Origin of the sequence: Streptomyces sp. NPDC050759 (genome assembly GCF_044456945.1) — a bacterium.
Lineage (GTDB): Bacteria > Actinomycetota > Actinomycetes > Streptomycetales > Streptomycetaceae > Streptomyces.
The window spans coordinates 19,350-44,723 of sequence record NZ_JBITGI010000007.1; the positions used below are offsets into that span (position 1 = coordinate 19,350).

22 protein-coding genes are annotated in these 25,374 nt (G+C 69.7%); 11 read left to right on the forward strand and 11 right to left on the reverse strand.

Annotated elements, in window-relative coordinates:
• Positions 1 to 15 precede the first annotated feature (15 nt).
• From ACIBJB_RS21555 to argH, 4 genes are all read right to left on the reverse strand, one after another.
• Complete coding sequence (locus ACIBJB_RS21555; protein ID WP_398932713.1) at positions 16 to 1,539, reverse strand: MFS transporter; 1,524 nt, start codon at positions 1,537 to 1,539, stop codon at positions 16 to 18.
• A complete protein-coding gene (locus ACIBJB_RS21560) occupies positions 1,536 to 2,102 on the reverse strand; it encodes a TetR/AcrR family transcriptional regulator (RefSeq protein ID WP_398932715.1) in 567 nt (188 codons plus the stop codon). The genes ACIBJB_RS21555 and ACIBJB_RS21560 overlap by 4 nt, the downstream gene beginning before the upstream one ends.
• 83 nt (positions 2,103 to 2,185) lie before the next feature.
• Positions 2,186 to 3,157 (reverse strand): aldo/keto reductase, encoded by a 972-nt coding sequence (locus tag ACIBJB_RS21565; RefSeq protein ID WP_398932716.1) that lies wholly within the window; start codon positions 3,155 to 3,157, stop codon positions 2,186 to 2,188.
• 181 nt (positions 3,158 to 3,338) lie between these two features.
• Positions 3,339 to 4,763, reverse strand: a complete 1,425-nt coding sequence (argH, locus tag ACIBJB_RS21570) for an argininosuccinate lyase (protein WP_398932717.1) — start codon at positions 4,761 to 4,763, stop codon at positions 3,339 to 3,341.
• A gap of 198 nt (positions 4,764 to 4,961) precedes the next feature.
• Between argH and ACIBJB_RS21575 the strand changes: the two genes are divergently transcribed.
• Complete coding sequence (locus tag ACIBJB_RS21575) at positions 4,962 to 5,879, forward strand: hypothetical protein (RefSeq protein WP_398932718.1); 918 nt, start codon at positions 4,962 to 4,964, stop codon at positions 5,877 to 5,879.
• A 121-nt stretch (positions 5,880 to 6,000) separates the two neighbouring features.
• The gene (locus ACIBJB_RS21580) at positions 6,001 to 6,588 is read left to right on the forward strand and encodes a pyridoxamine 5'-phosphate oxidase family protein (protein ID WP_398932719.1); all 588 of its coding nucleotides are present in this window, start codon (positions 6,001 to 6,003) and stop codon (positions 6,586 to 6,588) included.
• A 1-nt stretch (position 6,589) separates the two neighbouring features.
• Here the strand turns inward: ACIBJB_RS21580 and ACIBJB_RS21585 are convergent, their stop codons facing one another.
• The gene (locus ACIBJB_RS21585) at positions 6,590 to 8,032 is read right to left on the reverse strand and encodes a sensor histidine kinase (RefSeq protein WP_398932720.1); all 1,443 of its coding nucleotides are present in this window, start codon (positions 8,030 to 8,032) and stop codon (positions 6,590 to 6,592) included.
• Positions 8,029 to 8,769 (reverse strand): response regulator transcription factor, encoded by a 741-nt coding sequence (locus ACIBJB_RS21590; RefSeq protein WP_398932721.1) that lies wholly within the window; start codon positions 8,767 to 8,769, stop codon positions 8,029 to 8,031. Before ACIBJB_RS21590 ends, ACIBJB_RS21585 begins: the two co-directional genes overlap by 4 nt.
• A 150-nt stretch (positions 8,770 to 8,919) precedes the next feature.
• Here ACIBJB_RS21590 and ACIBJB_RS21595 point away from each other — a divergent pair, with 150 nt between their 5' ends.
• The 5 genes from ACIBJB_RS21595 (at position 8,920) to ACIBJB_RS21615 (ending at position 13,797) form a co-directional block, all read left to right on the forward strand.
• Complete coding sequence (locus ACIBJB_RS21595) at positions 8,920 to 10,272, forward strand: ferric reductase-like transmembrane domain-containing protein (RefSeq protein WP_398932722.1); 1,353 nt, start codon at positions 8,920 to 8,922, stop codon at positions 10,270 to 10,272.
• A gap of 10 nt (positions 10,273 to 10,282) precedes the next feature.
• Positions 10,283 to 10,711: an FMN-binding protein gene (locus ACIBJB_RS21600; protein ID WP_398932723.1), complete on the forward strand. Its 429-nt coding sequence runs from the start codon at positions 10,283 to 10,285 to the stop codon at positions 10,709 to 10,711.
• Between the two features lie 78 nt (positions 10,712 to 10,789).
• On the forward strand, positions 10,790 to 12,172 hold the full coding sequence (locus ACIBJB_RS21605) for a ferredoxin reductase family protein (RefSeq protein ID WP_307073985.1): 1,383 nt from the start codon (positions 10,790 to 10,792) through the stop codon (positions 12,170 to 12,172).
• A 28-nt stretch (positions 12,173 to 12,200) separates the two neighbouring features.
• Positions 12,201 to 13,004, forward strand: a complete 804-nt coding sequence (locus tag ACIBJB_RS21610; protein WP_398932724.1) for an FMN-binding protein — start codon at positions 12,201 to 12,203, stop codon at positions 13,002 to 13,004.
• Positions 12,997 to 13,797, forward strand: coding sequence for an FAD:protein FMN transferase (locus tag ACIBJB_RS21615; RefSeq protein WP_398932725.1), 801 nt, complete (start codon positions 12,997 to 12,999; stop codon positions 13,795 to 13,797). Before ACIBJB_RS21610 ends, ACIBJB_RS21615 begins: the two co-directional genes overlap by 8 nt.
• 63 nt (positions 13,798 to 13,860) lie before the next feature.
• On the opposite strand, the gene ACIBJB_RS21620 is transcribed toward ACIBJB_RS21615, so the two are convergent.
• Genes ACIBJB_RS21620 through argC form a run of 5 tightly spaced genes read right to left on the reverse strand, consistent with a single transcriptional unit; the run spans position 13,861 to position 18,691 of the window.
• Positions 13,861 to 14,406 carry an arginine repressor gene (locus tag ACIBJB_RS21620; protein WP_069761381.1) on the reverse strand — a complete coding sequence of 182 codons (546 nt, stop codon included), beginning with the start codon at positions 14,404 to 14,406 and terminating at the stop codon, positions 13,861 to 13,863.
• Between the two features lie 19 nt (positions 14,407 to 14,425).
• Positions 14,426 to 15,613, reverse strand: a complete 1,188-nt coding sequence (locus tag ACIBJB_RS21625) for an acetylornithine transaminase (protein WP_398932726.1) — start codon at positions 15,611 to 15,613, stop codon at positions 14,426 to 14,428.
• Positions 15,610 to 16,518, reverse strand: coding sequence for an acetylglutamate kinase (gene argB / locus ACIBJB_RS21630; RefSeq protein WP_007380785.1), 909 nt, complete (start codon positions 16,516 to 16,518; stop codon positions 15,610 to 15,612). The genes ACIBJB_RS21625 and argB overlap by 4 nt, the downstream gene beginning before the upstream one ends.
• The gene (gene argJ, locus ACIBJB_RS21635; protein WP_398932727.1) at positions 16,515 to 17,666 is read right to left on the reverse strand and encodes a bifunctional glutamate N-acetyltransferase/amino-acid acetyltransferase ArgJ; all 1,152 of its coding nucleotides are present in this window, start codon (positions 17,664 to 17,666) and stop codon (positions 16,515 to 16,517) included. Before argJ ends, argB begins: the two co-directional genes overlap by 4 nt.
• Positions 17,663 to 18,691, reverse strand: coding sequence for an N-acetyl-gamma-glutamyl-phosphate reductase (gene argC, locus ACIBJB_RS21640; RefSeq protein ID WP_398932728.1), 1,029 nt, complete (start codon positions 18,689 to 18,691; stop codon positions 17,663 to 17,665). The genes argJ and argC overlap by 4 nt, the downstream gene beginning before the upstream one ends.
• A 352-nt stretch (positions 18,692 to 19,043) precedes the next feature.
• On the opposite strand from argC, the gene ACIBJB_RS21645 reads away from it, so the two are divergent.
• Genes ACIBJB_RS21645 through ACIBJB_RS21660 form a run of 4 tightly spaced genes read left to right on the forward strand, consistent with a single transcriptional unit; the run spans position 19,044 to position 25,199 of the window.
• Positions 19,044 to 19,721 (forward strand): TnsA-like heteromeric transposase endonuclease subunit, encoded by a 678-nt coding sequence (locus tag ACIBJB_RS21645; RefSeq protein WP_398932729.1) that lies wholly within the window; start codon positions 19,044 to 19,046, stop codon positions 19,719 to 19,721.
• The gene (locus ACIBJB_RS21650; RefSeq protein ID WP_398932730.1) at positions 19,721 to 22,006 is read left to right on the forward strand and encodes a transposase; all 2,286 of its coding nucleotides are present in this window, start codon (positions 19,721 to 19,723) and stop codon (positions 22,004 to 22,006) included. The genes ACIBJB_RS21645 and ACIBJB_RS21650 overlap by 1 nt, the downstream gene beginning before the upstream one ends.
• A complete protein-coding gene (locus tag ACIBJB_RS21655) occupies positions 22,003 to 23,286 on the forward strand; it encodes a TniB family NTP-binding protein (protein ID WP_398932731.1) in 1,284 nt (427 codons plus the stop codon). Before ACIBJB_RS21650 ends, ACIBJB_RS21655 begins: the two co-directional genes overlap by 4 nt.
• Before the next feature lie 14 nt (positions 23,287 to 23,300).
• Positions 23,301 to 25,199: a TniQ family protein gene (locus ACIBJB_RS21660; RefSeq protein WP_398932732.1), complete on the forward strand. Its 1,899-nt coding sequence runs from the start codon at positions 23,301 to 23,303 to the stop codon at positions 25,197 to 25,199.
• Positions 25,200 to 25,374: the final 175 nt, after the last annotated feature.

The following is a 25,374-nucleotide window of genomic DNA, read 5'->3' on the forward strand; positions in this document are numbered from 1 at the left end:
ACAGCCCCGCGCCCCTTAAGCGGCGTTGTCCAACCGTTGCGCTCGCAGCATGAACCATGCCGCAATCGCCGTTGCCAGAAGTACGGCTGCGCCTGCTCCCGCCGCGATTGCGAGGCCGTCGACGAAAGCCTCTCGGGACGCCGACAGCATCGTCTGTGCCTTGTCCGGCGACATGCCCGCCGCCGCTTCCACCGCGCCGCCCAGTGACTCGTGGGCCCCTTCCGGCGTCCCCGCCGGAGCAGCAAAGCCGCGGTAGATCCCTGTCACGATCGAGCCCAGGATCGCGATTCCGAGGGCCGCGCCCAGTTCATACGCCGTTTCCGAGACTGCAGAGGCCGCGCCCGCCTGTTCCTTCGGTACGGAGGAGAGGATGACGTCGGCGGTCACCGTGAAGGAGAAGCCGGCGCCCACCCCGACGACCAGCAACGCGGCGCCGAGGAGCGGGTAGCCAGTCGACTGGTCCAGCGTGGTCAGGGCGGCCAGGGCGAGGCCCACCGCCGCGAGGCCGCCCGCGACCACCGCGCGCACCGAGTAACGGCGGGCCACCGTACCCGCGACCAGGCCCGCCGCCACCGCGCCCACCGCCGCCGGGAGTTCGGCCAGGCCCGCCTCCAACGGGCCTCTGCCCTGGACGAGTTGCAGGTACTGGGAGAGGAAGAAGACCAGCCCGGAGAGGCCGAGGATGGTCAGGAGGTCGGCCAGGACGGCGCCGCTGAAGCCCCGGTTGCGGAAGAGACGCATGTCCAGCAGGGGTGCGGGGAGGGTGAGTTGGCGGCGGACGAAGGCGTACAGGGCTGCCGCTCCGAGGACTCCCGCGGCGACCGGCTCCCACGTGATGCCGTGTGCGGCGGTCTCCTTGACGGCGTAGACCACTCCGATCATGCCGACCAGGGAGAGCACGACACTTGTCATGTCCCAGGGGCCCGGGTTCGGGTCGCGGGACTCGGGCAGGAACCTGATGCCGACGAGGACCAGGACCGCCATCACGGGCAGGTTGATCAGGAAGACCGAGCCCCACCAGAAGTGTTCGAGCAGGAAGCCGCCGACGATGGGGCCGATCGCCGTACCGGCGGAGGCGGCCGCGCCCCAGATGCCGACGGCGAGACTGCGTTCGCGCGGGTCGTGGAAGAGGTTGCGGATCAGGGCCAGGGTGGCGGGCATCAGGGTGGCACCGGCGACGCCGAGCAGCGCCCGCGCCAGGATCAGCAACTCCGGTGTCGTCGCATAGGCGTTGAGGACCGACATCGCGCCGAACGCCGTCGCGCCGAGCAGCAGGATCCGCTTGCGGCCGATGCGGTCACCGAGGCTGCCCATCGACACCAGCAGGCCCGCGATGACGAACGAATAGACGTCACCGATCCACAGGAGCTGGGTGCCGGTCGGCTCGAGATCCTCGCTGATGTACGGGGTCGCGAGGCCGAGGACGGTCGCGTCGACGGCCACCAGCAGCACGGCGAGCACCAGGACGGACAGCGCGAGCCAACGGCCGGGACGCTTCACCGCCTCGGTCACGGTCGCCGGCTGCCGGGTGCTGGTCATGATTCCTCTCTCGGTCGTACGGGATGACGTAGTACGCCGCCGAGCAACAGCTCGACGGTCATGTGGTGGAAGTCCTTGGGGGCGCCCTTGCCGCTCTGGAGCAGCCAGACGGCGGAGGCGAGCAGGCCGAACAGGGCCTCGGTGAGCCAGACCGGCGTGAGGTCGATGCGGAACTCGCCGCTCTGCTGGCCGCGCCGGAACAGTGCGGAGATGCGGGCGTCGATCCGGGCCCAGCCGTCGTTCTGCTCCTCGCCCTCGAAGAGCTGGTTCTCCGTGTAGAGGAAGGCGAGGAGTCCGGCCGCGGGTTCGGCCTCGCGGACCAGCCTCCGCACGGCTTCGCTCGCCGGCCCCTCGTCAAGGCGGGCGGCGTCGAGCGCTTTCTCGCACTCCTCGATGCCCAGCGACTCCAGTGCCCGTACGAGCGCGTCGCGTCCGGCGAAGTGGCGGTGCAGCGTGGCCCGGCTGATCCCGGCGGACTTGGCGACCTCGTCCATGGTCGCGGTGGATCGGCGGGTCAGCAGGGCCGCGGCACTGCGCAGCACGTGGTCACGGTCGACAGCCATGAGACAAGCATAGACCATATGAGACATCAACGTCTCACAGGGGGCATGACTGTCTCATGGACGACCATTGATCAGGGGTCTCGTCAGTGCCAGGGCAGTCGGCGGCGGTGCTCCCAATACGCGCCCGGCTCCTCCGCCAGGCCTGCCAGCCGGGACAGCTGCTCGTCGTCGAGGTCCACGACGGCCGCGTGCAGGTTGGACGCGAGCTGGACGGTGGTGGCGGCCCCCGAGAGGACGACCCCGGCCCAGGGCTGGCGGAGGACGAGCGCGAGGGCCACGGCGTCACAGCCCAGCGAGGTTTCCGCCGCTACGGCCTTCAGCGCGTCCGGGGCGTGCGGCTCGGCAAGCCTGCCGTTGGCCATGCCCTCCTTGACGATCACCGTGAGGCCCGCGTCGTGGGCCTCGGCGAGGGCGGGGGCGGCCGAGGTCTCCAGGGCGTTGTACGTCGACTGGACGGTACGGAAGAGCGGCTCGCCGTCGACCGTCACGGCGAGGGCGGCGCGGATCGCGTCCGCCTGGGCGGGGCCGCTGGTGGAGAAGCCGATCGAGGTGCCCTGGGCGGCCGCCTCCGCGAGCCTCGCGTGGAGTTCCTTGTCGGTGAGGGCCGGGCTGTCCGGGGTCACCGAGTGGATCTGGTAGAGGTCGAGGCGGTCGCCGAGCAGTTCGGCGGACTCGCCGCGCTGGCGGTCGTAGGTCTGGACGCTGTGGTCCTTGACCTCGTGGTGCTCGGCGTCGGTGGTCCAGTCGGCGGTGTAGGTGTAGCCCCACTTGCTGCCGACGACCACGTCGTCGATGTGCGGGTTCTTGTCGAGCCAGTCCGCGAGGAACTCCTCGGAGCGGCCGTAGGAGCGGGCCACGTCGAAGTAGCGGACGCCCTGGAAGTAGGCGGCGTCGAGGAGTTCGTGGGTACGGGTGCGGAGGGTCTCCACGCTGCGGTCGTCTCCGAGGTCTTCGTCCCGGCCGAGGTTGATGTAGCCGGGGCGTCCGACGGCGGCGAGGCCGAGTCCGATGTGGCAGGTGGGGGTTGTCGCTGCGGCCAGTCGGGCGAAGGGCATCGCGGGCTCCGTTCGGTCGGGTCCGGTACGGCTGTCCGACCAACGTATCCCGCGATGACCTTCGGTGAAGGGACCGTGCGCCCAAGAGCTCGGTGGGTACCGGCTTGTGGGCGGGCGCGGGTCCGTCGTGGCTTGTCGCGCTCACGCGGCGGAGCCGCACATCGATACAGCCCCGCGCCCCTTAACTGCGTTCTGCCCACCGGTGCTGAGCTGCCAGGTCCGCCTTCACTTCCGCCAGTTGGACCGCCACCGCGCTCGGGGCCGTGCCGCCCCTGGCGTTGCGGGAGGCCAGCGCGCCCGGGACGTTGAGGACTGTGCGGACCTCCGGGGTCAGGTGGGCGGAGATCTTGGCGAACTGGTCGTCCGTCAGGTCGTTCAGTTCCTTGCCCTCGGCCTCCGCCGCCTTGACGCACTCGCCGGCCACCTCGTGGGCCACGCGGAAGGGGACGCCCTGCTTGACCAGCCACTCGGCGATGTCGGTGGCGAGGGAGAAGCCGGCCGGGGCCAGTTCCTCCATGCGCTCACGGTTGACGGTGAGGGTCGCCATCATGCCGGTGAAGGCGGGGAGCAGGACCTCCAGCTGGTCGCAGGAGTCGAAGACGGGCTCCTTGTCCTCCTGGAGGTCGCGGTTGTAGGCGAGGGGCAGGGCCTTGAGCGTGGCCATCAGGCCCGTCAGGTTGCCGATCAGGCGGCCGGACTTGCCGCGCGCCAGCTCCGCGATGTCCGGGTTCTTCTTCTGCGGCATGATCGACGAGCCGGTGGAGAACGCGTCGTGCAGGGTCACGAAGGAGAACTCCTTCGTGTTCCAGATGATGATCTCCTCGGCGATCCGGGAGAGGTTGACGCCGATCATCGCGGTGATGAAGGCGAACTCGGCGACGAAGTCACGGGAGGCCGTGCCGTCGATGGAGTTGCCGACGCTGCCGCGCTCGAAGCCGAGGTCCTTCGCGACCGCCTCCGGATCCAGGCCCAGGGAGGAACCGGCCAGGGCGCCCGAGCCGTACGGCGAGACCGCCGTGCGCTCGTCCCACTGGCGCAGCCGCTCCGCGTCCCGGGACAGGGACTGGACGTGGGCCAGGACATGGTGGGCGAACAGGACCGGCTGGGCGTGCTGGAGGTGGGTGCGGCCGGGCATCGCCACGTCCGGGTGGGCCTCCGCCAGGCCGACCAGCGCGTCCTGCAGCTCGGCGATCAGGCCCCCGATGATGCGGGCGTGGTCCCGCAGGTACATGCGGAAGAGGGTCGCGATCTGGTCGTTGCGCGAGCGGCCCGCGCGCAGCTTGCCGCCGAGGTCGGGGCCGACGCGCTCCAGCAGGCCCCGCTCCAGGGCCGTGTGGCAGTCCTCGTCGGCGATCGTACCGACGAAGGAACCGTCGGCCACGTCGGCTTCGAGCTGGTCGAGCCCCGCGTGCATGCGCTGGAGTTCGTCCTCGCTCAGCAGTCCCGCGTTGTGCAGCACGCGCGCGTGGGCACGCGAACCGGCGATGTCGTAGGGCGCGAGCCGCCAGTCGAAGTGGACGGACGCGGACAGCTTGGCCAGGGCCTCGGCGGGACCGTCGGCGAAACGGCCGCCCCAGAGCCGGACGTCACCGCTGTTGCTGCTCACTTGCGTTGCTCCTCACGGCTGCACTCAACGTTATGCATGATTATGCAGAGTCCTGCATGATTCGTCAATCCGGGGTCCACGCGGCGAGGAATTTGCGCTCCCTTTGAACACCGGAAACCGCTTGCCCGTACTTCCCGCCGAACGCAGGCGCCGCGTTTGTCACCACAGACCACTCCCGACCCCGAGTGAGGCATCCGCATGTCCAGGGCTCTTCCTAAGTACAACAAGCGCCGCGTGGCGATCATCGGCGGCGCCGCCGCCGTGGCACTGACCGGGGCGATCGTCGCCGGTACCGCCCTCGCCGGGGAGACCTCCAAGAGCAGCACCCCCACCGCCCGCACGCTGGCCGACGTCGGCAGCATCACGTGCCCGGACGTGGCCTCGCAGCTGCCGGAGATCCCGGCCACCGCGCAGGCCGAGGTCGACCGCAACCTGACCCTGCTGCAGACCCAGATCGACGAGGCCAACAAGCGGCTCGTGGACACCGTCGGCCAGGGCGGGGCGAACTTCGTCCAGAACGCCATCCTCGGCCCGCTGGAGGACAAGCGGATCGCCACGGTCAACCGCATCGCCACCGCCATCGGCCGTACGGCCGACAAGCCGCAGGGCCTCGACGCCCTGGCTCCCTGCACTCTCAACGCCGGCGGTGCCGCCGGCACGGGTGAGGAGGCGGGCGCGGGCGAGGAGGCGGGCGCGGGCGAGGAGGCCGGGGCCGGCGCGGAGGCGGGGGCCACACCGAGCGAGGCGGCCTCGGAGGCGGCCGGCGGCGCCGAGGACACCGGGAACGCGGAGGGTGCGGGCGACGCGGGTGAGGCCGCCGGCGCGGGTGCCATCTCCTGCCCGGACGTGGCCTCGCAGCTGCCGGCGATCCCGGCCACCGCGCAGGCCGAGGTGGACCGCAACCTGGCGCTGCTCGACACGCAGCTCGCCGAGGCGAACAAGCGGCTCGTCGACACCGTCGGCCAGGGCGGACCGAACTTCGTCCAGAACGCGATCCTCGGCCCGCTGGCCGACAAGCGGAACTCGACCATCGACCGCATCGCGATCTCCATCGGCCGGACCGCGGAGAAGCCGCAGGGCCTCGACTCCCTGGCCGCCTGCACGCTCACCCAGTGACGTGACAGGCGCTGTGGCCGCCCCGTGTGAGCGCCGGCCGGGGCGGCCACGGGCGTCCTCCCCCGAGGGGACGCCCGAATTCCTTAGACAGGCGAAAGGTCTGCACCCATAATGCTTAGACATGGGAAAGACTTATGAGCGCATAGACGGCCGGCTCCGCTCCTTCATCGAGGCGCAGCCCCTCTTCTTCACCGCGACCGCTCCCCTGTCGGGCGACGGCACGGTCAACCTCTCCCCCAAGGGGCTGCGCGGCTGCTTCGCGGTCCTCGACGAACTCACGGTCGCCTACCTCGACTTCGCCGGGTCCACCGCCGAGACGGTCGCGCACCTGCGGGAGAACGGCCGGATCACCCTCATGTGGTGCGCGTTCCAGGGGCCGCCCAACATCGTCCGGGTGCATGGACGCGGTGAGCCGGTCTTCCGGGACGACCCGCGCTTCAAGGAACTGCTCCCGCACTTCCCGGACATCGACCCGTCCCGGCACGGACTGCGGGCGATCGTCGTCGTGACGGCCGAACTGATCCGTGACTCCTGTGGTTACGCGGTGCCGTTCATGGCATACGAGGGTGACCGCGAGCTGCACGGCAAACGGTTCGCGCGCGAGGACGACGAGTCGCTGAGCGCGTACTTCGCCAAGAAGGACCACATCGCCACGAGCCTGGACGGGCTGCCCGGGCTGCCGTTGCCGTTGCCGCCGTCCGTGGTCTGACTCAGGCGTACCCGAGCCGGACGGTGAAGGTCGTCGATCCCGGCCCGCTTTCCAGCGTCACGCTGCCGCCGTGCGCCTCCACCACCGCGGCCACGATCGACAGGCCCAGGCCCGCGCCGCCGGTCTCCGCCTTGGTGCTGCGGTCGGCGCGGGTGAAGCGTTCGAAGACGCCCGGCTGGATGTCCTCGGGGATGCCGGGGCCGTCGTCGTGGACCTTCAACAGCGCGGCGTTGGCGTCGGTCTCCAGGGTCACCGTCACCTTGGTGCCGGCCGGGGTGTGCAGGCGGGCGTTGGACAGCAGGTTGGCCAGGACCTGGTGCAGGCGGTGTGCGTCGCCCGTCACCGTGACCGGGTCCTCGGGGAGGTCCAGTTCCCAGCGATGACCGGACGCCGTGGCCCGCGCGTCCGTGAGGGCGTCGAGGACCAGGCGGGTGAGGTCGACGGGGGCTCTCTCCAGGGGGCGGCCGGCGTCCAGGCGGGCCAGCAGGAGCAGGTCGTCGACCATGGCGCCCATGCGGGTCGACTCGGCGGCGATGCGTTGCAGGGCCCGGGTGATCTCCGGCGGCAGCGGGCCGGGGTGCAGCAGGGCGAGTTCGGCGTGGCCGCGCACCGAGGCGACCGGGGTGCGCAGTTCGTGGCTGGCGTCGGCGGCGAAGCTGCGCAGCCGTTCCTCGCTGGCGTGGCGTTTGGTGAGGGCGTCCTCGACATGGCCGAGCATGCGGTTGAAGGCGCCGGCGACACGGCCCACCTCGCCGCGCGGGTCGGACTCGGGGGCGCGGGGCGGAAGGGCCACCTCCCCGCTGGCCAGCGGGAGTTCGCTGACCCGGGTGGCGGTGGCGGCGACCCGGCTGAGCGGGCGCAGGGACCAGCGCACCCACAGCGCGCCGGCGACACCGGCGGCGGTGAGGGCGGCGCCGAAGACGATCCCGGCGACCAGCTCCAGGCGGTGGACGGCGGCCTCGACGGGCTCCAGGGGCATCCCCGTGATGAGGACGTCGCCGTCCAGCCCCCGGGTGGCGATCACCCGGTACTCGTCCAGGGCGGAGAGGCCGACGCTGTGGCCCCGGCCGTCCACCGGGACATCCTCGAGCCGCTCCCGGTCGGCGGCGGTCAGGCCGACGTTCAGGGTGCCGGTGGGGCGGACCACCGCGGCGTTGGTGACCGTGCCGTCCACGAGCCGGGCACCGAACGTGCCCGTGGCCTGCCTACGGGTGTCGGCGTGCTCGTCGCCGTCGTGATCGTCCTTCTTCAGGTCCTGCTTGTGCTCCAGGCTGACCGCGAACCTGTTCCCGGCCTCGGTCAGTTGCTCGTCGAGCCGGCTGGTGAGAAAGCCGTTCAGCTCCAGCACGGCGGCCAGCCCGACAGCGGCACAGCTCACCGCGAGGAGCACCAGGAGGCCGAGGGTGAGCCGGGCCCGCAGTGTGTGGGGCCGCAGGCTTCTCATGGCGTCACCGGTTTGATCACGTACCCGGCCCCGCGCACGGTGTGGATCATCGGCTCGCGGCCCGCGTCCACCTTCTTGCGCAGGTACGAGATGTACAGCTCGACGACATGGGCGCGGCCGCCGAAGTCGTAGGACCACACCCGGTCGAGGATCTGTGCCTTGCTGAGCACGCGGCGCGGGTTGCGCATGAGGAAGCGCAGCAGCTCGAACTCGGTCGGCGACAGTTCGATCAGCTCGCCGCCGCGGGCGACCTCGCGGGCCTCCTCGTCCATGACCAGGTCACCGACGGTCAGCCGGGGGCCCTCGTCGAGCTGCCGGGCCATGCCCGCGCGGCGCAGCAGTCCGCGCAGCCGGGCGACGACCTCCTCGAGGCTGAAGGGCTTGGTGACGTAGTCGTCGCCGCCCGCCGTGATGCCCTTGATGCGGTCCTCGACCGTGTCCCGGGCGGTCAGGAAGAGCACGCACACGTCCGCCTTCACGGTGTGCAGGGCGCGCAGGACCGTGAAGCCGTCGGTGTCCGGGAGCATCACGTCCAGGACGACGGCGTCGGGCAGCAGTTCCCGGGCCGCGGCCACCGCCGAGGCGCCGTCGCCGGCCGTGCGGATCTGCCAGCCCTCGTAGCGCAGGGCGCCGGAGAGGACCTCGGCGAGGTCCGGGTCGTCGTCGACGACGAGGACGCGCAGCGGGGTGCCGTCGGGGCGGGTGAGGGCGGGGCGGCCGGAGCGTGCGGTGTTCATGACCTCTCCAGGATCACCCCTGGCCGGGGCGGCGGGGGCCCCGGAAAGCTCTGAGTTTCCTCTGAGTGCGCTCTGCGGGGTGCCCGTTCAGAGGGTCCTGAGAAGTTCCCCTTGCACAGTTGCGTCCCGGACAGACGAAAGGACGCACCTATGACCACCGTCTACGAGCGGCGAGCCGCACCGGCCGTGGCGCCGCCCGCCCGACGCTCCCCCGCGGGTGCCGTGCTGGCCCTCCTGTGGGCCGGGGCGGCGGCCGTGCTCGCCCTGTGGTGGGCCGACACCGGTTCCGTGGTCGGTACGGCCGGGTGGCTGACCGGCGCCGGGCGGATCGCCGGGCTGCTGTGCGGGTACGCCTGCGCGGTGCTGGTGGGTCTGATGGCACGGGTGCCGGTGCTGGAGCGGCGGGTGGGTTCGGACCGGGTGGCCCGCTGGCACGCGATGGCCGGGCGCTACACCGTCTGTCTGCTGCTCGCGCACATCGGGCTGATCCTCTCCGGGTACGCGGCTCAGGACGGCGCCTCTCTGTGGCACGAGACCGTCACGGTGGTCCTGGACTATCCGGAGATGCTCAAGGCCAGCGCCGGCACGGTGATCCTCCTCGCGGTCGGCGTCACCTCGGCGCGCGCGGTGCGCCGCCGTACCGGCCACGAGTTCTGGTACTACGTCCATCTCCTCACCTACGCAGCCGTGTTCCTCGCTTTCGGACACCAACTGGCCCTCGGGAACGACCTGAGCGGGAACGCCGTGGCCACGGGCGCCTGGTACGCGCTGTACCTGGGCGTGGCCGCCCTCGTGCTGTGGTTCCGGATCCTCGCACCGGTGCGGCTGAACCTGCGGCACCGACTGCGGGTGGAGTCCGTGCACCAGGAGGCGCCGGGCGTGTGGTCGGTCGTCGTGCACGGACGCGATCTGGACCAAGTCGGCGCGCGGGCAGGGCAGTTCTTCCGCTGGCGGTTCCTCGCCCCGGGCCTGCGGTGGACGTCGACGCCGTACTCCCTGTCGGCACCGCCCCGTCCCGACCGCATGCGGATCACGGTCAAGGCGCTCGGCGACCACAGTACGGCCGTGGCCCTGCTGCGGTCGGGCACGCGGGTGTGGGCGGAGGGGCCGTACGGATCGCTGACCGCCGAGCGGCAGACCTCGCCCAGGTCCCTGCTGATCGGGGGCGGGGTCGGCATCACCCCGCTGCGGGCGCTGTTCGAGACGCTGCCGGGCGAGGTCACCCTCCTGTACCGGGCGCGCACGGTCGAGGACCTCGCGCTGGGCGGGGAGTTGGAGGCCGTCGCGCGGTGGCGCGGGGCGAAGGTGCACTACCTGCTCAACGGGCCCGAGGGGCAACGGCCGCGTATCACCGCCGAGTCGCTGCGGGCGGCCGTCCCCGACCTGGCCGGTCACGACGTCTACCTCTGCGGCCCGCACGGGTTCGCCCGGGAGCTGTACGAGGAGCTGCGCGCCGCGGGAGTGCCCGATCGCCGTATCCACCACGAATCCTTCGAGCTGTGAGGCCTCACCCGTGAACGCGTTGAAGAAGAACCGCCCGCTGCGCCGGATCGTGCTGGCGAGCGCCGCGACCGTCTCCGGCATGGTGATGCTGCTGTCGCTGAAGCCGCACACCTCGCCGGCCCTCGCGGTGACGTCCGGGTCGACCGCCCCCGCGGTCACGGGAACCCGAACCGTCACCGGCGACTCCGTCCAGACCCGCTGGGGTCCCGTACAGGTCCGGGTCACCGTGAAGAACGGCAAGCTCACCGACGTGACCGCCGTCGTCTACCCCACGGAGAACCCCCGGGACCAGGAGATCAACAGCTACGCGATCCCGCGGCTGCGGACCGAAGCGCTGCAGGCACAGAGCGCGGAGATCGACACGGTCTCGGGGGCCACCTACACGAGCGATGGTTACCGCCAGTCACTCCAGTCCGCACTGGACTCCGCGGGCAGCTGAACACACCGGCGTCACGGCACGTATCTGAGGACCAAGGGACCACGCCCACCCCCCCTTGCCCCCGTCCCCGGAGGAAACGTGACCACGACGCTCGCAGGCGGCCGCGCCGCCCGCCGCCAGACGATGCGCCGCATCCGCCCGCGCCGTTCCCCGGCGACCGTCCTGCTGCTCGCCGTATGGGCGGGCGCGGCCGGTGTGCTGTGGCTGTGGTGGCACAACACACCGTCCGTCGCCGACGACAACAGCAAGATCCTCAACGCGGGCCGGATCACCGGTCTGCTGGCCGGCTATCTGATGGCGCTCGTCGTGCTGCAGATGGCCCGGGTACCCGCGCTGGAACGCCGGGTGGGCTCCGACCGGGTCGCCCGCTGGCACGCGATGACCGGCCGCTACACCCTCTGCCTGGTCGTCGCCCACGTCTTCCTGATCATGTGGGGTTACGCCCTGCAGGCCGGCAAGGGGCTCGGTGACATCGTCCAGCAGACGATGGACTCCATCAACCAGCTGCCGGACATGGGCAAGGCGGCCATCGGCACCGGTCTGCTGTTCCTCATCGGGCTGATGTCGATCGGCGGGGTGCGCCGCAGGATCCCGTACGACACCTGGTACCACGTGCACCTGCTGACGTACGCGGCGGTCTTCCTGACCTTCTGGCACCAGCTGACCACCGGCAACGACTTCGCGGTCGAGCCGGTCGCCAAGACCGTCTGGTACGCGCTGTACGGCTCGGTCACCGCGCTGGTCCTCTGGTACCGGATCCTCACGCCGATCCGGCTGAACCTGCGCCACCGGATGTATGTCGAGGCGGTCGTCGAGGAGACGCCGGGCGTCGTGTCCGTGCTGATCGGCGGGCGCAAGCTGCACCGGATGGGCGCGGAGGCCGGCCAGTTCTTCCGCTGGCGCTTCCTCGCGCCGGGCATGCGGTTCAGCTCCCACCCGTACTCGCTGTCGGCGGCGCCCCGGCCGGGCATGCTGCGGATCACGGTGAAGGCGATCGGCGACCACAGCGAACGGCTGCGCGAGCTGGTGCCCGGCACCAAGGTGTGGGCCGAGGGACCGTACGGCGCGCTGACCGCCCAGCGCCGCAGCCGGGGCAAGGTGCTGCTGGTGGCCGGCGGGGTCGGCATCACGCCGATGCGGGCCCTGTTCGAGACGCTGCCGGGCGCGGCCGGTGACATCACCCTGCTGTACCGGGCCAACACCACCCAGGACCTGGCCCTGTGGGACGAGCTCGCCGCCATCGCGGACGAGCGCGGCGCCCGGCTGATGTACGCGGTCAACAGTCCGGACGGGGAGCGCCCGGACATCTCCGCGGAGTCCCTCCAGCGCAAGCTCCCCGACATCGACAAGCACGACGTGTTCATGTGCGGGCCGAACGGTTTCGCGCAGTCCGTGTACGAAGCACTGCGCGGCGCGGGTGTGCCCGCCCGCCGCATCCATCACGAGTCGTTCGAGATGTGACGACGGGAATTCAGGAGCTGTTGAAGCGATGAGGAAGAGTCACCCCGTCCGTCGAGTCGTGCTCGCGACCGCCGCCACCGTCTCCGGTGTCGTGCTGATGCTGTCGCTGAAGCCGTCCTCGGACCCGGCGTCCGCCCAGGCGGGCGGAACGATCCCGCAGCAGACGGCGGCGGCGCAGGAGTCGGCCCAGGGCGGCACCGGGGCGGCCGCAGGCGGCGCGGTCACCGGGGACGCGGTCCAGACCCAGTACGGTCCCGTGCAGGTCCGTATCACCGTCAGCGGCAACAAGATCATGAAGGCGGAGGCGGTCCAGGCGCCCAAGGGCGGGGAGAGCGACCAGAAGACGGCGCTGTCCATCCCGAAGCTCACCCAGGACACGCTCGCCAAGCAGTCGTCGCAGGTCGACACGGTCTCCGGGGCGACCTACACGAGCGAGGGCTACAAGAAGGCGCTGCAGTCGGCGATCGACAAGGCGAACGAGGCGGCCTCCCAGGCGCAGCCGTCCACCCAGCCGTCGGCGCAGCCCTCCCAGACCGCGGGCGGCAGCGCCGGGTCGGCCGCCAAAACGGTGACCGGTGCCGTGTCGCAGACCCAGTACGGCCCGGTCCAGGTCCGGATCACGGTCAGCGGCGGCAAGATCACCAACGCCGAGGCGGTGCAGGCGCCGAAGGGCGGGACGAGCGACCAGAAGACGGCGCTGTCCATCCCGAAGCTCAACCAGGAGGCCGTGGCGGCCGGCAGCGCGGACATCGACTCGGTCTCCGGGGCCACCTACACCAGCGAGGGCTACAAGAAGTCGCTGCAGTCGGCGCTGGACCAGGCCGGTGGCTGACACGGTGGCCGACTCGGCACAAGCTCCCGCCGCGGTGCGTCACGCGGAGGAGGTCATGGGGACGGTCTTCTCCTTCGACGTCCGCGGCGGGGAACCCGTTGCCGTGCAGACGGCACTGCGGGAGGCGGTGGCGGAACTGCACCGTGTGAACGAGGTGTTCAGCACCTACCGCGACGACAGCCAGGTCTCCCGCCTGGCCCGCGGCGAGCTGACGGTCGCCGAGTGCGACCCGGAAGTGGCCGAGGTACTCGAACTCGGCGCCGAGGCCGAGCGGTTGAGCGAGGGCTGGTTCAGCCTGCGCTACGGGGGCCGCCTCGACCCCACCGGCATCGTCAAGGGCTGGGCGGTGGAACGCGCGGCCCGCCGTATGGCTCTCGCGGGGGCGACCGGGGTGAGCGTCAACGGGGGCGGAGACGTACAGCTGTTGGGCGTACCGGGCCCGGAACGCCCGTGGCGGGTAGGGGTGTCGGACCCCCTGCGCCCAGGCGGTCTGGCGGCGGTGGTCTCGGCGGCGGGCGCGGCCGAGCTGGCCGTGGCCACCTCCGGCACGGCGGAGCGCGGCGCCCACATCGTCGACCCCCGCACGGGCCGCTCCGCGGTGACGGACCTGCTGGCGGTGACGGTGGTCGCCCCGACGGTGACCTGGGCGGACTGCTGGGCAACGGCAGCCTTCGCAATGGGTTCGCGGGAGGGCCTGGCCTGGCTGGAGAGCCTGCCGCACGTGGAGGCACTGCTGATCACGGCGGGCGATGAGGTCAGATGTACAGGGGGCCTTGCAGCTAGGCTCGGGTGATGCTTTTAGGGGCGCGGGGAACTGCGCGACAAGCCCCCACTCACCCGCACCCGACACACAACCTCAGTGCCCGTTCTGAGCCAACCGCAACAAATGCTCGGCCAGCGCCTGCCCCCCCGTAGGGTTCCGGCTGATCAGCATCAACGTGTCGTCCCCGGCGATCGTCCCCAGAATGTCGTGCAGCTCAGCCTGATCAATCGCCGACGCCAAGAACTGCGCCGCCCCCGGAGGAGTCCGCAGGACCACAAGGTTCGCCGAAGCCTCCGCGGAGATCAGCAGCTCCTGCGAGAGCCGCCGCATCCGCTCCTCCTTGGCGGACTCCCCCAACGGCGCCCGAGGAGTCCGGAAACCCCCCTCACTGGGCACCGCGTAGATGAGATCCCCGTCGTTGTTGCGGATCTTCACCGCGTTCAGCTCGTCGAGGTCCCGGGAGAGCGTCGCCTGGGTGACACTCAGCCCGTCGTCGGACAGCAGCTTCGCCAACTGGCTCTGCGACCGCACCGGTTGCCGGTTGAGGATGTCCACGATCCGGCGGTGGCGCGCGGTACGCGTCTGCGGCACCGCGGGCCCCGCGACCCCGTTGTGCTCGTGATCCTGCGCATGGCTCATCGTCGTCTCATTCTCCGGATCATCCGTCTCCCTCGGCGGCACCCAGGATGCCGGGGAGAGCCTGAACAAGCGCGTCCACTTCGTCGTCGCCGAGGTTCAGCGGCGGCATCAGCCGTACGACATCGGGGGCGGGCGCGTTGACCAGGAAACCGGCGTCCTGAGCCGCCTGCTGCACCTGCGGCGCGAGCGGCTCGGTGAGCACGATACCCAGGAGGAGCCCCGCACCCCGGACGTGGGAGATCAAGGGGTGCCCGAGTGACTCGATTCCGTCCCGCAGCCTCTCGCTCTGCTGCTTGACGTTCTCCAGCAACCCGTCGTTCGCGATGGTGTCGAGGACGGCGAGACCGGCGGCACACGCGACCGGGTTCCCGCCGAACGTCGTCCCGTGCTGCCCGGGCTGCAGCAGTTCCGCGGCCCGCCCGAAGGCGACGGTCGCGCCGAGCGGCAGTCCGCCGCCGAGCTGCTTGGCGAGGGTGACGACGTCGGGGAGGACGCCCTCGTGGGCCTGGTACTCGAACCAGTGCCCGGTACGGCCGATGCCGGTCTGCACCTCGTCCAGGACCAGCAGCGCGCCCTTGGCCGCCGTGATCGCCCGGGCCGCCTTGAGGTAGCCGGCCGGGGGCACCACGACACCGTTCTCGCCCTGGATCGGCTCGATGACGACGAGTGCGGTGTCCTCGGTGACCGCGGCGGCAAGCGCCTGCGCGTCGCCGTACGGCACATGCGTGACGTCGGCGGGTAGCGGCAGGAAGGGCGTCCGCTTGGCGGGCTGGCCGGTGAGCGCGAGGGCGCCCATGGTCCGGCCGTGGAAGCCGCCGTCGGTGGCGACCATGTGGGTGCGCCCGGTCAGCCGGCCGATCTTGAAGGCGGCCTCGACGGACTCCGCGCCGGAGTTGCAGAAGAAGACCTTGCCGTCCCGGCCGAAGAGCTGGAGCAGCCGTTCGGCGAGGGCGACGGTGGGCTCCGCCATGAAGAAGTTGGAGATGTGGCCGAGGGACGCGATCTGCTTGCTGACGGCCTCGACGATCGCCGGGTGCGCGTGACCGAGCGCGTTGGTCGCGATGCCGCCGACGAAGTCGAGGTACTGCCTGCCTTCGGTGTCCCAGACCTTGAGGCCCGCACCGCGGACCAACGGCAGCCTCGGGGTGCCGTAGTTGTTCATGAGCGAGCCCTGCCACCGCTGGGTGAGCTCCTGATTGTCGGTCATACGGCATCCCCCTCTTGCGCATCCGGCACGACCATCGTGCCGATGCCCTCGTCGGTGAAGATCTCCAGCAGGATCGAGTGCTGGACCCGCCCGTCGATGACCCGGGCCGTGGTCACGCCGTTGCGTACGGCGTGCAGACAGCCCTCCATCTTCGGGACCATGCCGGAGCTCAACTCCGGCAGCAGCTTCTCCAGTTGGGAAGCCGTGAGGCGGCTGATCACCTCGTCGCTGTGCGGCCAGTCCTCGTAGAGGCCCTCGACGTCCGTGAGGACCATGAGGGTTTCGGCGTCAAGAGCAGCAGCGAGTGCCGCAGCCGCCGTATCAGCATTGACGTTGTAGACATGTCCGTCGTCCTGGCTACGGGCGATCGAGGAGACGACCGGGATCCGGCCGTCGGCGAGCAGTGCCTGGATGGCGCCCGTGTCGATCGCGGTGATCTCGCCGACCCGCCCGATGTCGACCAACTCGCCGTCGATCTCGGGCTGGTGCTTGGTGGCGCTGATGGTGTGCGCGTCCTCGCCGGTCAACCCGACGGCGAGGGGCCCGTGTTGGTTGAGCAGGTTGACCAGCTCGCGCTGCACCTGCCCGGCCAGCACCATCCGTACGACGTCCATGGCGTCCTCGGTGGTGACGCGCAGGCCGGCCTTGAACTCGCTGACGATGCCGTGCTTGTCGAGGGCGGCGCTGATCTGCGGGCCGCCGCCGTGCACGACGACCGGCTTGAGTCCGGCGTGGTGCAGGAAGACGACGTCCTGGGCGAAGGCGGCCTTCAGGTCCTCGTCGATCATGGCGTTGCCGCCGAACTTGATGACGACGGTCTTGCCGTTGTGCCGGACCAGCCAGGGCAGCGCCTCGATGAGGATCTGGGCCTTGGGGAGCGCGGTGTGCTTTCGCGTGGTGCTCATGAGGAGTAGGCGCTGTTCTCGTGGACGTAGTCGGCGGTGAGGTCGTTGGTCCAGATGGTGGCGGTCTCGGAGCCCGCGGCGAGGTCGGCGACGATGTGCACCTCGCGGTAGCGCATGTCGACCTTGTCGCGGTCCTCGCCGACGCCGCCGTTCTTGCAGACCCAGACGCCGTTGATGGCGACGTTCAACTGGTCGGGCTCGAAGGCGGCCTTCGTCGTGCCGATCGCGGAGAGCACGCGGCCCCAGTTGGGGTCCTCGCCGTGGATCGCGCACTTGAGGAGGTTGTTGCGGGCGATGGAGCGGCCCACCTCGACGGCGTCGTCCTCGCTCGCGGCGTTGATGACCTCGACCTTGATGTCCTTGCTGGCGCCCTCGGCGTCCCGGATGAGCTGCTGGCCGAGGTCGTCGCAGACCTGCCGTACGGCCTCGGCGAACTCCGCGTATTCCGGGGTGACGTCGGAGGCGCCGGAGGCGAGGAGCAGCACGGTGTCGTTGGTGGACATGCAGCCGTCGGAGTCGACGCGGTCGAAGGTGGTCCGGGTGGCGGCCCGCAGGGCCCTGTCCAGGGCCTCGCTCTCCAGGTCCGCGTCGGTGGTCAGGACGACCAGCATGGTGGCGAGGCCGGGGGCGAGCATGCCCGCGCCCTTGGCCATGCCGCCCACGGTCCAGCCGCCCCTGGTCACGACGGACGTCTTGTGGACGCTGTCGGTGGTCTTGATGGCGATGGCGGCCTTCTCACCGCCGTGTTCGGAGAGTTGAGCCGCGGCGGCCTCGACTCCCGGCAGGAGCTTGTCCATCGGGAGCAGCAGGCCGATGAGCCCGGTGGAGGCGACGGCGACCTCACCCGCGCCGATGTCCAGCACCTCGGCGACCTTCTCGGCGGTGGCGTGCGTGTCCTGGAAGCCCTTGGGGCCCGTACAGGCGTTGGCGCCACCGGAGTTGAGGACCACGGCCGACAGCCGGCCGGTCTTGAGGACCTGCTCGGACCACAGCACCGGCGCGGCCTTCACGCGGTTGGAGGTGAAGACGCCGGCGGCGGCGCGGCAGGGCCCGGTGTTGACCACGAGGGCCAGGTCCGGGTTGCCGTTCTCCTTGATTCCGGCGGCGATGCCCGCCGCCTGGAATCCCTTGGCTGCCGTGACGCTCACGGTGCGACTCCGATCGTGGAAAGACCGAGCTCCTCGGGGAGACCGAGGGCGATGTTCATGCTCTGGACGGCACCGCCCGCGGTGCCCTTGGCCAGGTTGTCGATGGCGCTGATCGCGATGATGCGGCCCACGGACTCGTCGAGGGCGACCTGCACCTGAACGCCGTTGGAACCGTAGACGGACGCCGTGGCGGGCCACTGGCCCTCGGGGAGCAGATGGACGAAGGGCTCGTCGGCGAAGGTCTTCTCGTACGCGGCGCGGACGGACTCGGCGGTGACGCCGGGCCTCGCCTTGGCGCTGCACGTGGCGAGGATTCCGCGGGGCATCGGCGCGAGGGTCGGTGTGAAGGAGACGCTCACCCGGGAACCGGCCGCCGCGCTGAGGTTCTGGACGATCTCGGGGGTGTGCCGGTGGCCGCCGCCGACGCCGTACGGCGACATGGAGCCCATGACCTCGCTGCCCAGCAGGTTCGGCTTGGGCGCCTTGCCCGCGCCGGAGGTGCCGGAGGCGGCGACGATCACGGCCTCGTGCTCGGCGATCTTGGCGGTGTAGGCCGGGAAGAGGGCGAGGGTGACGGCGGTCGGGTAGCAGCCGGGCACCGCGATGCGCCTGGTCCCGGTGAGCTCGGCGCGGGCACCCGGCAGTTCGGGAAGGCCGTAGGGCCAGGTGCCGGCGTGCGCGGAGCCGTAGAACTTCTCCCAGTCGGCAGCGTCCTCGAGCCGGAAGTCGGCACCCATGTCGACGACGAGGACGTCCGGGCCGAGCTGTTCGGCGACAGCGGCGGACTGTCCGTGGGGCAAGGCGAGGAAGACGACGTCGTGTCCGGCGAGGACGTCGGCCGTGGTCTCCTGGAGTACCCGGTCGGCCAGCGGCAGCAGGTGCGGCTGCAGCGCGCCGAGCTTCTGTCCGGCGTTGGAGTTGCCGGTCAGGGCGCCGATCTCGACCTCGGGGTGCGCCAGGAGCAGCCGCAGGACCTCACCGCCCGCGTATCCGCTCGCTCCGGCCACCGCCGCACGTACCGCCATGTCATCCTCCTCCTGGATGGCATGACTATACGTTTCGTTGCACGTTTATGCAACCGGATGCATACCCACTCCCTCCGTGTCTGCGACGGAGAATTTTAGTTGGCACATGGAGAACGCTGGTTGGCAAATCTTGGTCCTGTCACGCTGTGTTGCGGGCAGTAGCGGTGAAACGCCCCCGTCGCCGGTCTAGTGGTGCTTCTCTGGATGAGTGGGCGAGGCAGCAAGAGCGAAGATCCCGTCGGATTCAAGTCAGCTGGACCACCTTGTCACGGCGTACGACGGGGACGCCGGACTGTGGGATCGGCTGCGGCTCGGGGACGACTGGCCGCGTCGGTGGAGTTCGACGTGGCAGGTGGGCGCCGACCAGGTCTGCTGGCCGGTCCGGGACATGGCTCACGTACCGGTGATGTCGTCCCGGCCGATGCGGGGGTTCACGTGGCGGGCGAAGCAGCGGCACCGCCCGGGCCTGGAGGCGATGGCGTCAGCGGGCGGGAAGCATGGCTTCGAGTCGCTGAAGGAAGTGAGTCTGCTGGTCGCGCTGGACTTCTTGGGGGCATCGGAAGTGCTGTCGCAGCCGTTCCGGCTGGACTTCGAGCATGCGGGCGGGCATGCCTGGCACATCCCGGACTTCCTGGCCGTGATCGGCGGTGGGATGTGGTTGCTGGACGTCCGCCCGATGGAGCTGATCAAGGAAGAGGACGCGCTGAAGTTCGCGGCGGCCAGGGAAGTGGCGGCTGCCTGCGGCTGGCGGTACTCGGTGGTCGCGGGCTGGCGACCGCATGTCTGGAGCGTCCTTGACCATCTGTCCTCGCGTCGGCGGCCGGCGAGGGACCTTCTCGGTATGCGCGAGCAGCTGCTCACCGCTATCAGCGGGCAGCAGGGGCAAGCGATGACGTTCTCCGACCTGGCGGAGGCAACCAGCGTGCCTGCCGTTGGCCGGGCGAACATCGTCCGGCTGCTCTGGCACCGCGAGCTCGGCGTTGACCTGGGCAGTCCCTTGCGCCAAAGCTCACTGATCTGGGCGGTGTGATGGCAGCGAGGGGGTTCTTGCAGATCGCGCCGGGTAGGCGGGTCGCGCTCAATGGCGTCGAGTGGACGGTTGACGACGTCCACGGCCAACTCGGCCGGCTCGTTCTCGTGGATGACGACGGCCGCGCGGAGACCCGCTCGTTCCGTTGGCTCATCAACCATGCTGACCTCCGGCTTCTTCCGGCAGTCGAGTCAGGGCAGCTGCCGCCGGTCGCCCGGCAGCCGAGGACACTGGCCGACTTGACCAAGGACCAGTTAGAGCGGGTCCGGCTGCGGGCGGCGCACGTGCTGGAGGCTGAGACGGGGTTCCGGGAGGGCCACCCAGCTCGGGCGCTGCCGGGTGAGCCCCGGCCGGCCTACGACCCGGACCGCACGACGTTGACTCAGCGTCGGTACGCGAAGGCTGCGGAGATAGAGGCGATGCCCCGTCCGGAGGCGGTCCGGTGCGGTCTGCAGCACCTCAGCTACCGGACGCTAGTACGTCTGTCGGGACTGGCGGGCGACAGTCTCCTGCAGGCCTGCGCGGACGGGCGCTGGACGCGGCGACGCAGCGGGCACCGCACCATCACGAAGGAGGTCCGGGAGGCGATCTTCGCAGTAAAGGCCGAGTGCGGCCCGCGCGCCCGCCTGAGCCAGGGTGCCAAGCACCGGTTGGTGCACCAGTACATGCGTGAGCGGTTCCCGACGTTTCCCACTGAGAAGATCCCTTCTCGCTGGACGCTCGCGGCCGTCTGGAAGGAGTGGTTCGGACCCGGCGGAGCCCGGCCGCGTTACGGGCGGACGGCGGAGGCGGCCGCGGAGGCCGGGGTCTCCGGCCGGATGGTGGTCCACCGGCCGGGCCAGGTTCTGGTGCTGGACTCGACCCCGATGCCGGTGAAGCTGCGCGAGACCGTGTTCGGCGACGCGATCACCGCGACGCTGACCCTCGCACTCGATCTCTACACGCACGGGCTGCCGGCCTTCCGGCTCACGCTCCAGTCCGACACCTCGGTCGACATCGCGATGCTGCTGCGGGACGTGATGCTGCCGCTTCCGATGCGGGACGGCTGGGGCGAGGACATGGAATGGCCCTACGCAGGGGTGCCGGCCGAGGTGATCGCCGAGTTCACCGGGCACCGGGTCGCCGCTCTGCCGTTCTTCGCCCCGGAGACGGTCACCACCGACCACGGGAGCCCCTACAAGAATCACGACCTGGTGGAAGCCGAAACGGAGATCGGCTGCCGGATCCTGCCTGCTCGCGTCCTGCGGCAGACCGACAAGTTCGCGGTCGAGCGTCAGTTCCTCACCATCCAGACCATGCTCTTCGAGCACCTGCTGGGATTCACCGGCGGTGACGTCGCGGACCGCGGGGCCGACCCGGAACGCGATGCGAGCCTCACGCTCGCGCAAGCCGAGCACATCATCGCGACCTGGATCGTCCAGATCTGGCAGAACCGTAAACTAGGCGAATACGCCCCGAGTTGGGCGCCGGGTGAAGACCACAGCCCCAACACCCTGTTCGCTGCCGCGATGGAACAGGGCGGCTTCGACCTGGACTTCCCCGAACCGAGCTTCTACTACAAGGTCCTGCGCAAACACCACGTGAAGATCCATCCTCGTCGCGGGGTGAAGATCCTCGGGCTCTGGTATCACCATCCGGTCTTCGACGAGCCGCGCTTCCAACAGCCCTCCGCCCGGGGCGGCAAACACGCGGGCAAGTGGGTTGTCCGCAGCGACCGGAGGGACCGTCGGCAGGTGTTCTTCCAGGACCCTGCCGACCACGAGACCTGGCACATTCTGCGCTGGAGAGGACTGCCGCCCGAAGGTGAGATCCCTGCGTTCTCGGACAAGACTGCCGACGCCCTGCTGACACGCGTGAGAGCGAACAAGATCAGGATCCATTCCGAGAGCGAGCTCCTGGAACATCTGCTCGGGATCCTCGGCTCGGTCACCCCAGTCGACCAATGGCCCAGCCAGGCCAAGAGGAAGGCCGGAAAGAAGCAGCGCGTCGCCCAAGCCCGCGAGATCACCCGCGCACAGGCTGCGGCCGCTGACCGCCCCGCCGCACCCGCCATCGCGGATGAGCCAGCTCCGGCTGAGATGCCCGCGGCCTGGGCCGAGCAGGCCCGCACGATCGACCACGCGGTCGACGCCGACCGCCGTCGACGCCGCGAAGAAGCCCTCGCCGACGTCAAGCCCGTGGCCCCGGCAATGCTGCACGAGGCCCTGAACCGGCGTCCCATGTTCCGGCTTCCGCCCGCCGACGACTTGGAAGCCGATACACCTGTCCAGGAGGACGACACGTGACCCGAGCCCTCTCTCACGATGATCCGCTGGAGGGTTTGCCTTCGCGAGCCAGGATCGCCGAGTTGATCCTGAGCAGCCGCCCGCCGCTCGACACCTACGCCGGCTGGCAGCACTACCGCACCCACTGCGGCCTGCTCATCCCCGCTGCGACGGTCACGCCGCAGCAGTGGTCGATGCTCCCTGAGAGCCGCCGGTACGACTACGACCTCTACCGGGAGCTGACGAATGCGAACCTCCCGCTGCAGGACACCACCATGCACGACAAGGTCGGCAAGCTGATCCGGCGCCGGTTGAGCGGCAACACGAGGAAGAAGGATGACCCGACTCGCGCCGGCGTCATGATCAGCGGCTGGGGCAACTACGGCAAGACCGCGTCTGTCTGCTCAGCCGGGGCCGTCTTCGAAGACCAGTGGCTGGAACTGCACAGCCACCTCAACCCCGGGGCTCTTCCAGGCACACGTGATCTCCACGCGCCGGTTGTCTATGTCTCGACCCCGGTGACGGCGACCCCGAGGAGCCTTTGCGCTTCGATCTTGGGCTTCTTCCGGGCCCCGACCCGCAAGGCGGCCACGCTGCCGGAACTGGTACGTCAGGTCGCCGACTCCCTTTATGACCATGGCGTCAAAGCTCTGATTCTGGACGACATCAGCCGGCTGCGGATGCACCGAGCCGACGACCAGGACGTCCTCGACCTGATGCGGGCCTTTATGAGCCTGGACGTCACTCTGATCCTGACCGGCGTCAACATCTCCGGCATCGGGCTGCTGCGCGAGGCCAAGTGGAACAAGAAGACCCGGCAATGGGAGATGCCACCGCTGGAGTCGACCCGCATCCATGGTTTGGAGGTCACCCAGACGGAACACCGCTTCGAGCTCATAGAGATCGACCGGTTCCGCTACACCACCCCGAAACAGATCGCGGCCTTCGTCAATCATCTGAAGGGAATCGAGAAGCACCTGCGGCTGATGAACGCGACACAGGGCATGCTCACCGGCGGCGGTATGCCGGAGTACTTGATGCGTCGCACCGGCGGTGTCATCGGCCTGCTGGGACGCCTGCTCGAAGACGGCGCCCAGGAAGCCATGGAGTCCGGGAAGGAAATGATCGACGAGAGTCTGCTGGACGAGATCGTGCTCCGGCGGGACGAGCCCGAGCAGCCGCCGGACGAGCCCGTCATCCCGGCCGCCCCGCGGACCGCCGTCAAGAAGGCCACGCAGGCGAAACGACCCCGGAACACCGTTTTCGATGACCCTGGCCCGGCTGCCCGCGCGGGCGCCTGACGGATGGAGCCGTGATGCATCCACTGCCCCGGAGTCTCGAACCGCTATCGGGAGAATCCCTGGTCAGCTATCTGCTTCGGCTCGGGCACCGTCTTGGCCTCTCGCCTCTGCGCCTGATCCGCGAAGCGGACTGGATCAAGCAAGACAGCAACCCAAATCACTTCCCCGGCAGTCTGTTGCTGGACCTTCCCAAGCCTCAGGCCGAAGCATTCGCCCGGCTCACGGGACAGACTGCCAGAGAAGTCTCCGCTCTGACGCTGGCGCAGTGGCGGGACCGCTATCCTCCGATCGCCCGGTCCCTGCCCGAACCAGGGCGCTTGATGAGACCAGACGCATGGCTCTATGTCGGCTCACCACGCTTCTGCCCCTCCTGCCTGGCAGGCGACGGCACTGCAGCCCAGCAACTGCACGGCGGGCCCTGGCTCAAGCTCTGGCACCTGCCCATCGTCTTCGCCTGCACCGAGCATCGGATCTACCTGGAATCCGCATGCCCGCACTGCGGTCAGCCGCACGACACACAAGGACCACTGGTCCAACGAGCCAACGACCATACGCTGCATCCAACGCAATGCCGGTGGACGGTCGACGCTCAGACGCCGAGGAGGAAGTCTTTCGCCTGCGCCGGCAGACTCGACCACCGCACCGCACCGGCACGTGACCGGCCACAACCGACTGCGGACCTCCTCCGCTTTCAGAAATCCCTCCGCGGCCGCCTGAAATCGCCCACTCGAACCACGGAAGCGTCCGAGTACTTCACCGATCTGCGACTGGCCACCGCACTGATCAGCACGACATGGCCTCATAGCCGGGACCTCCTGGATACCGAGACCGCTGAGCGAATCGATTCCAATTCGCAGAAACTGCACGCCGATTCGGGCGGAAGGCGCAACCAACAAGTCCGCGACACGCCACCGCGCGATCCCATTGCGTGCGGAGCTCTACTGATGGCCGCAGATCGCCTGCTTTCGCGAGACGACCTGCCTGACCTCCTGTCGGACATCACGCGCGCCGCCTTCGGCAGCCCTTCAAGCCGGACACCGTGGGCCGTTCTCTATGACAGGTACAAAAACGACTGCTCTGAGCGACTCCGGCAGGTCGCTGAGCCCGCGACCCGAGTGTTCCCCCGAGTCAGCGGCCGCGGGGGCACACGAGCACCGCTCCGAATCGGCTACCAAGCCGAACACATTCCGGCGTTCCTGGAGCCGGACTGGTATCAGCGCTACTTGGCCAGCTGCGCGGGTTCGGCATCCAAGGCCGTGCGGAGGGCCGCCGCCGTCCGACTCGTCCAGTGGGCCATGGGTGGAGCGTACGACGACGCCGCGGAGTTCCTCGGGATCACACCCGTCCAGACCCACCTGCTCACTGGACGCGAGACTCGGCGCTCAGTGCGGACAGGCTGCAACCCTCTTGAGCTCGACAGAGCCTTCCGCGCTCTTGCCTCAGAACTGCAGTCACCACGTCAACCACCAGTTGACTACCGGCGCAGGCGACAAGCACTTCAAGAGTGGGTACTCAGCATCGACGCCTGGAATGCCCTGGTCGGAGAACTCCCGCCCGCCCGAGGCCAGTTCCGCGCCCTGACCAACGACCGCAAGCGTCAGGACGCCTCCGTGTTCATCTGGACGTTAGTCACGCGAGGCGAGCATCTTTTCGCTCCGCGCCCGCTCGAAGCCACGCAACCCACCGAAATCCAGCAACACTGGGCCGCACGGCGAAACACCGCATGGTTCCAGTACGCCCGCCCCGATCCGCTGCGCCACTATGCCGACCTGCGCCACGTTCTCTCCGAGTACGCGCAGCGACTCGCCCGGGACATCGACTCAGGCGCCGGCCCCATTGCCACCCGCGCGGACAAGGCCGGTGGATCACTCCGTTCCCCGACGCTGACGCACAGTAAACACCCATGTCCATGAGGCTATGAATCGGTCCGAGTAGCCGGGCGAGGTCGACCACAATTCCATACAGATTCGTTCGCTGATTACTTCCCTGCTGAGCAGCTTCCGAACGTCGACTTCCGGAATTCCGGAACGATTGACGAAATCAGCGAAGAAGATTTCTCCAGGCGAATTTCAGGAGGTACTGTTGTCC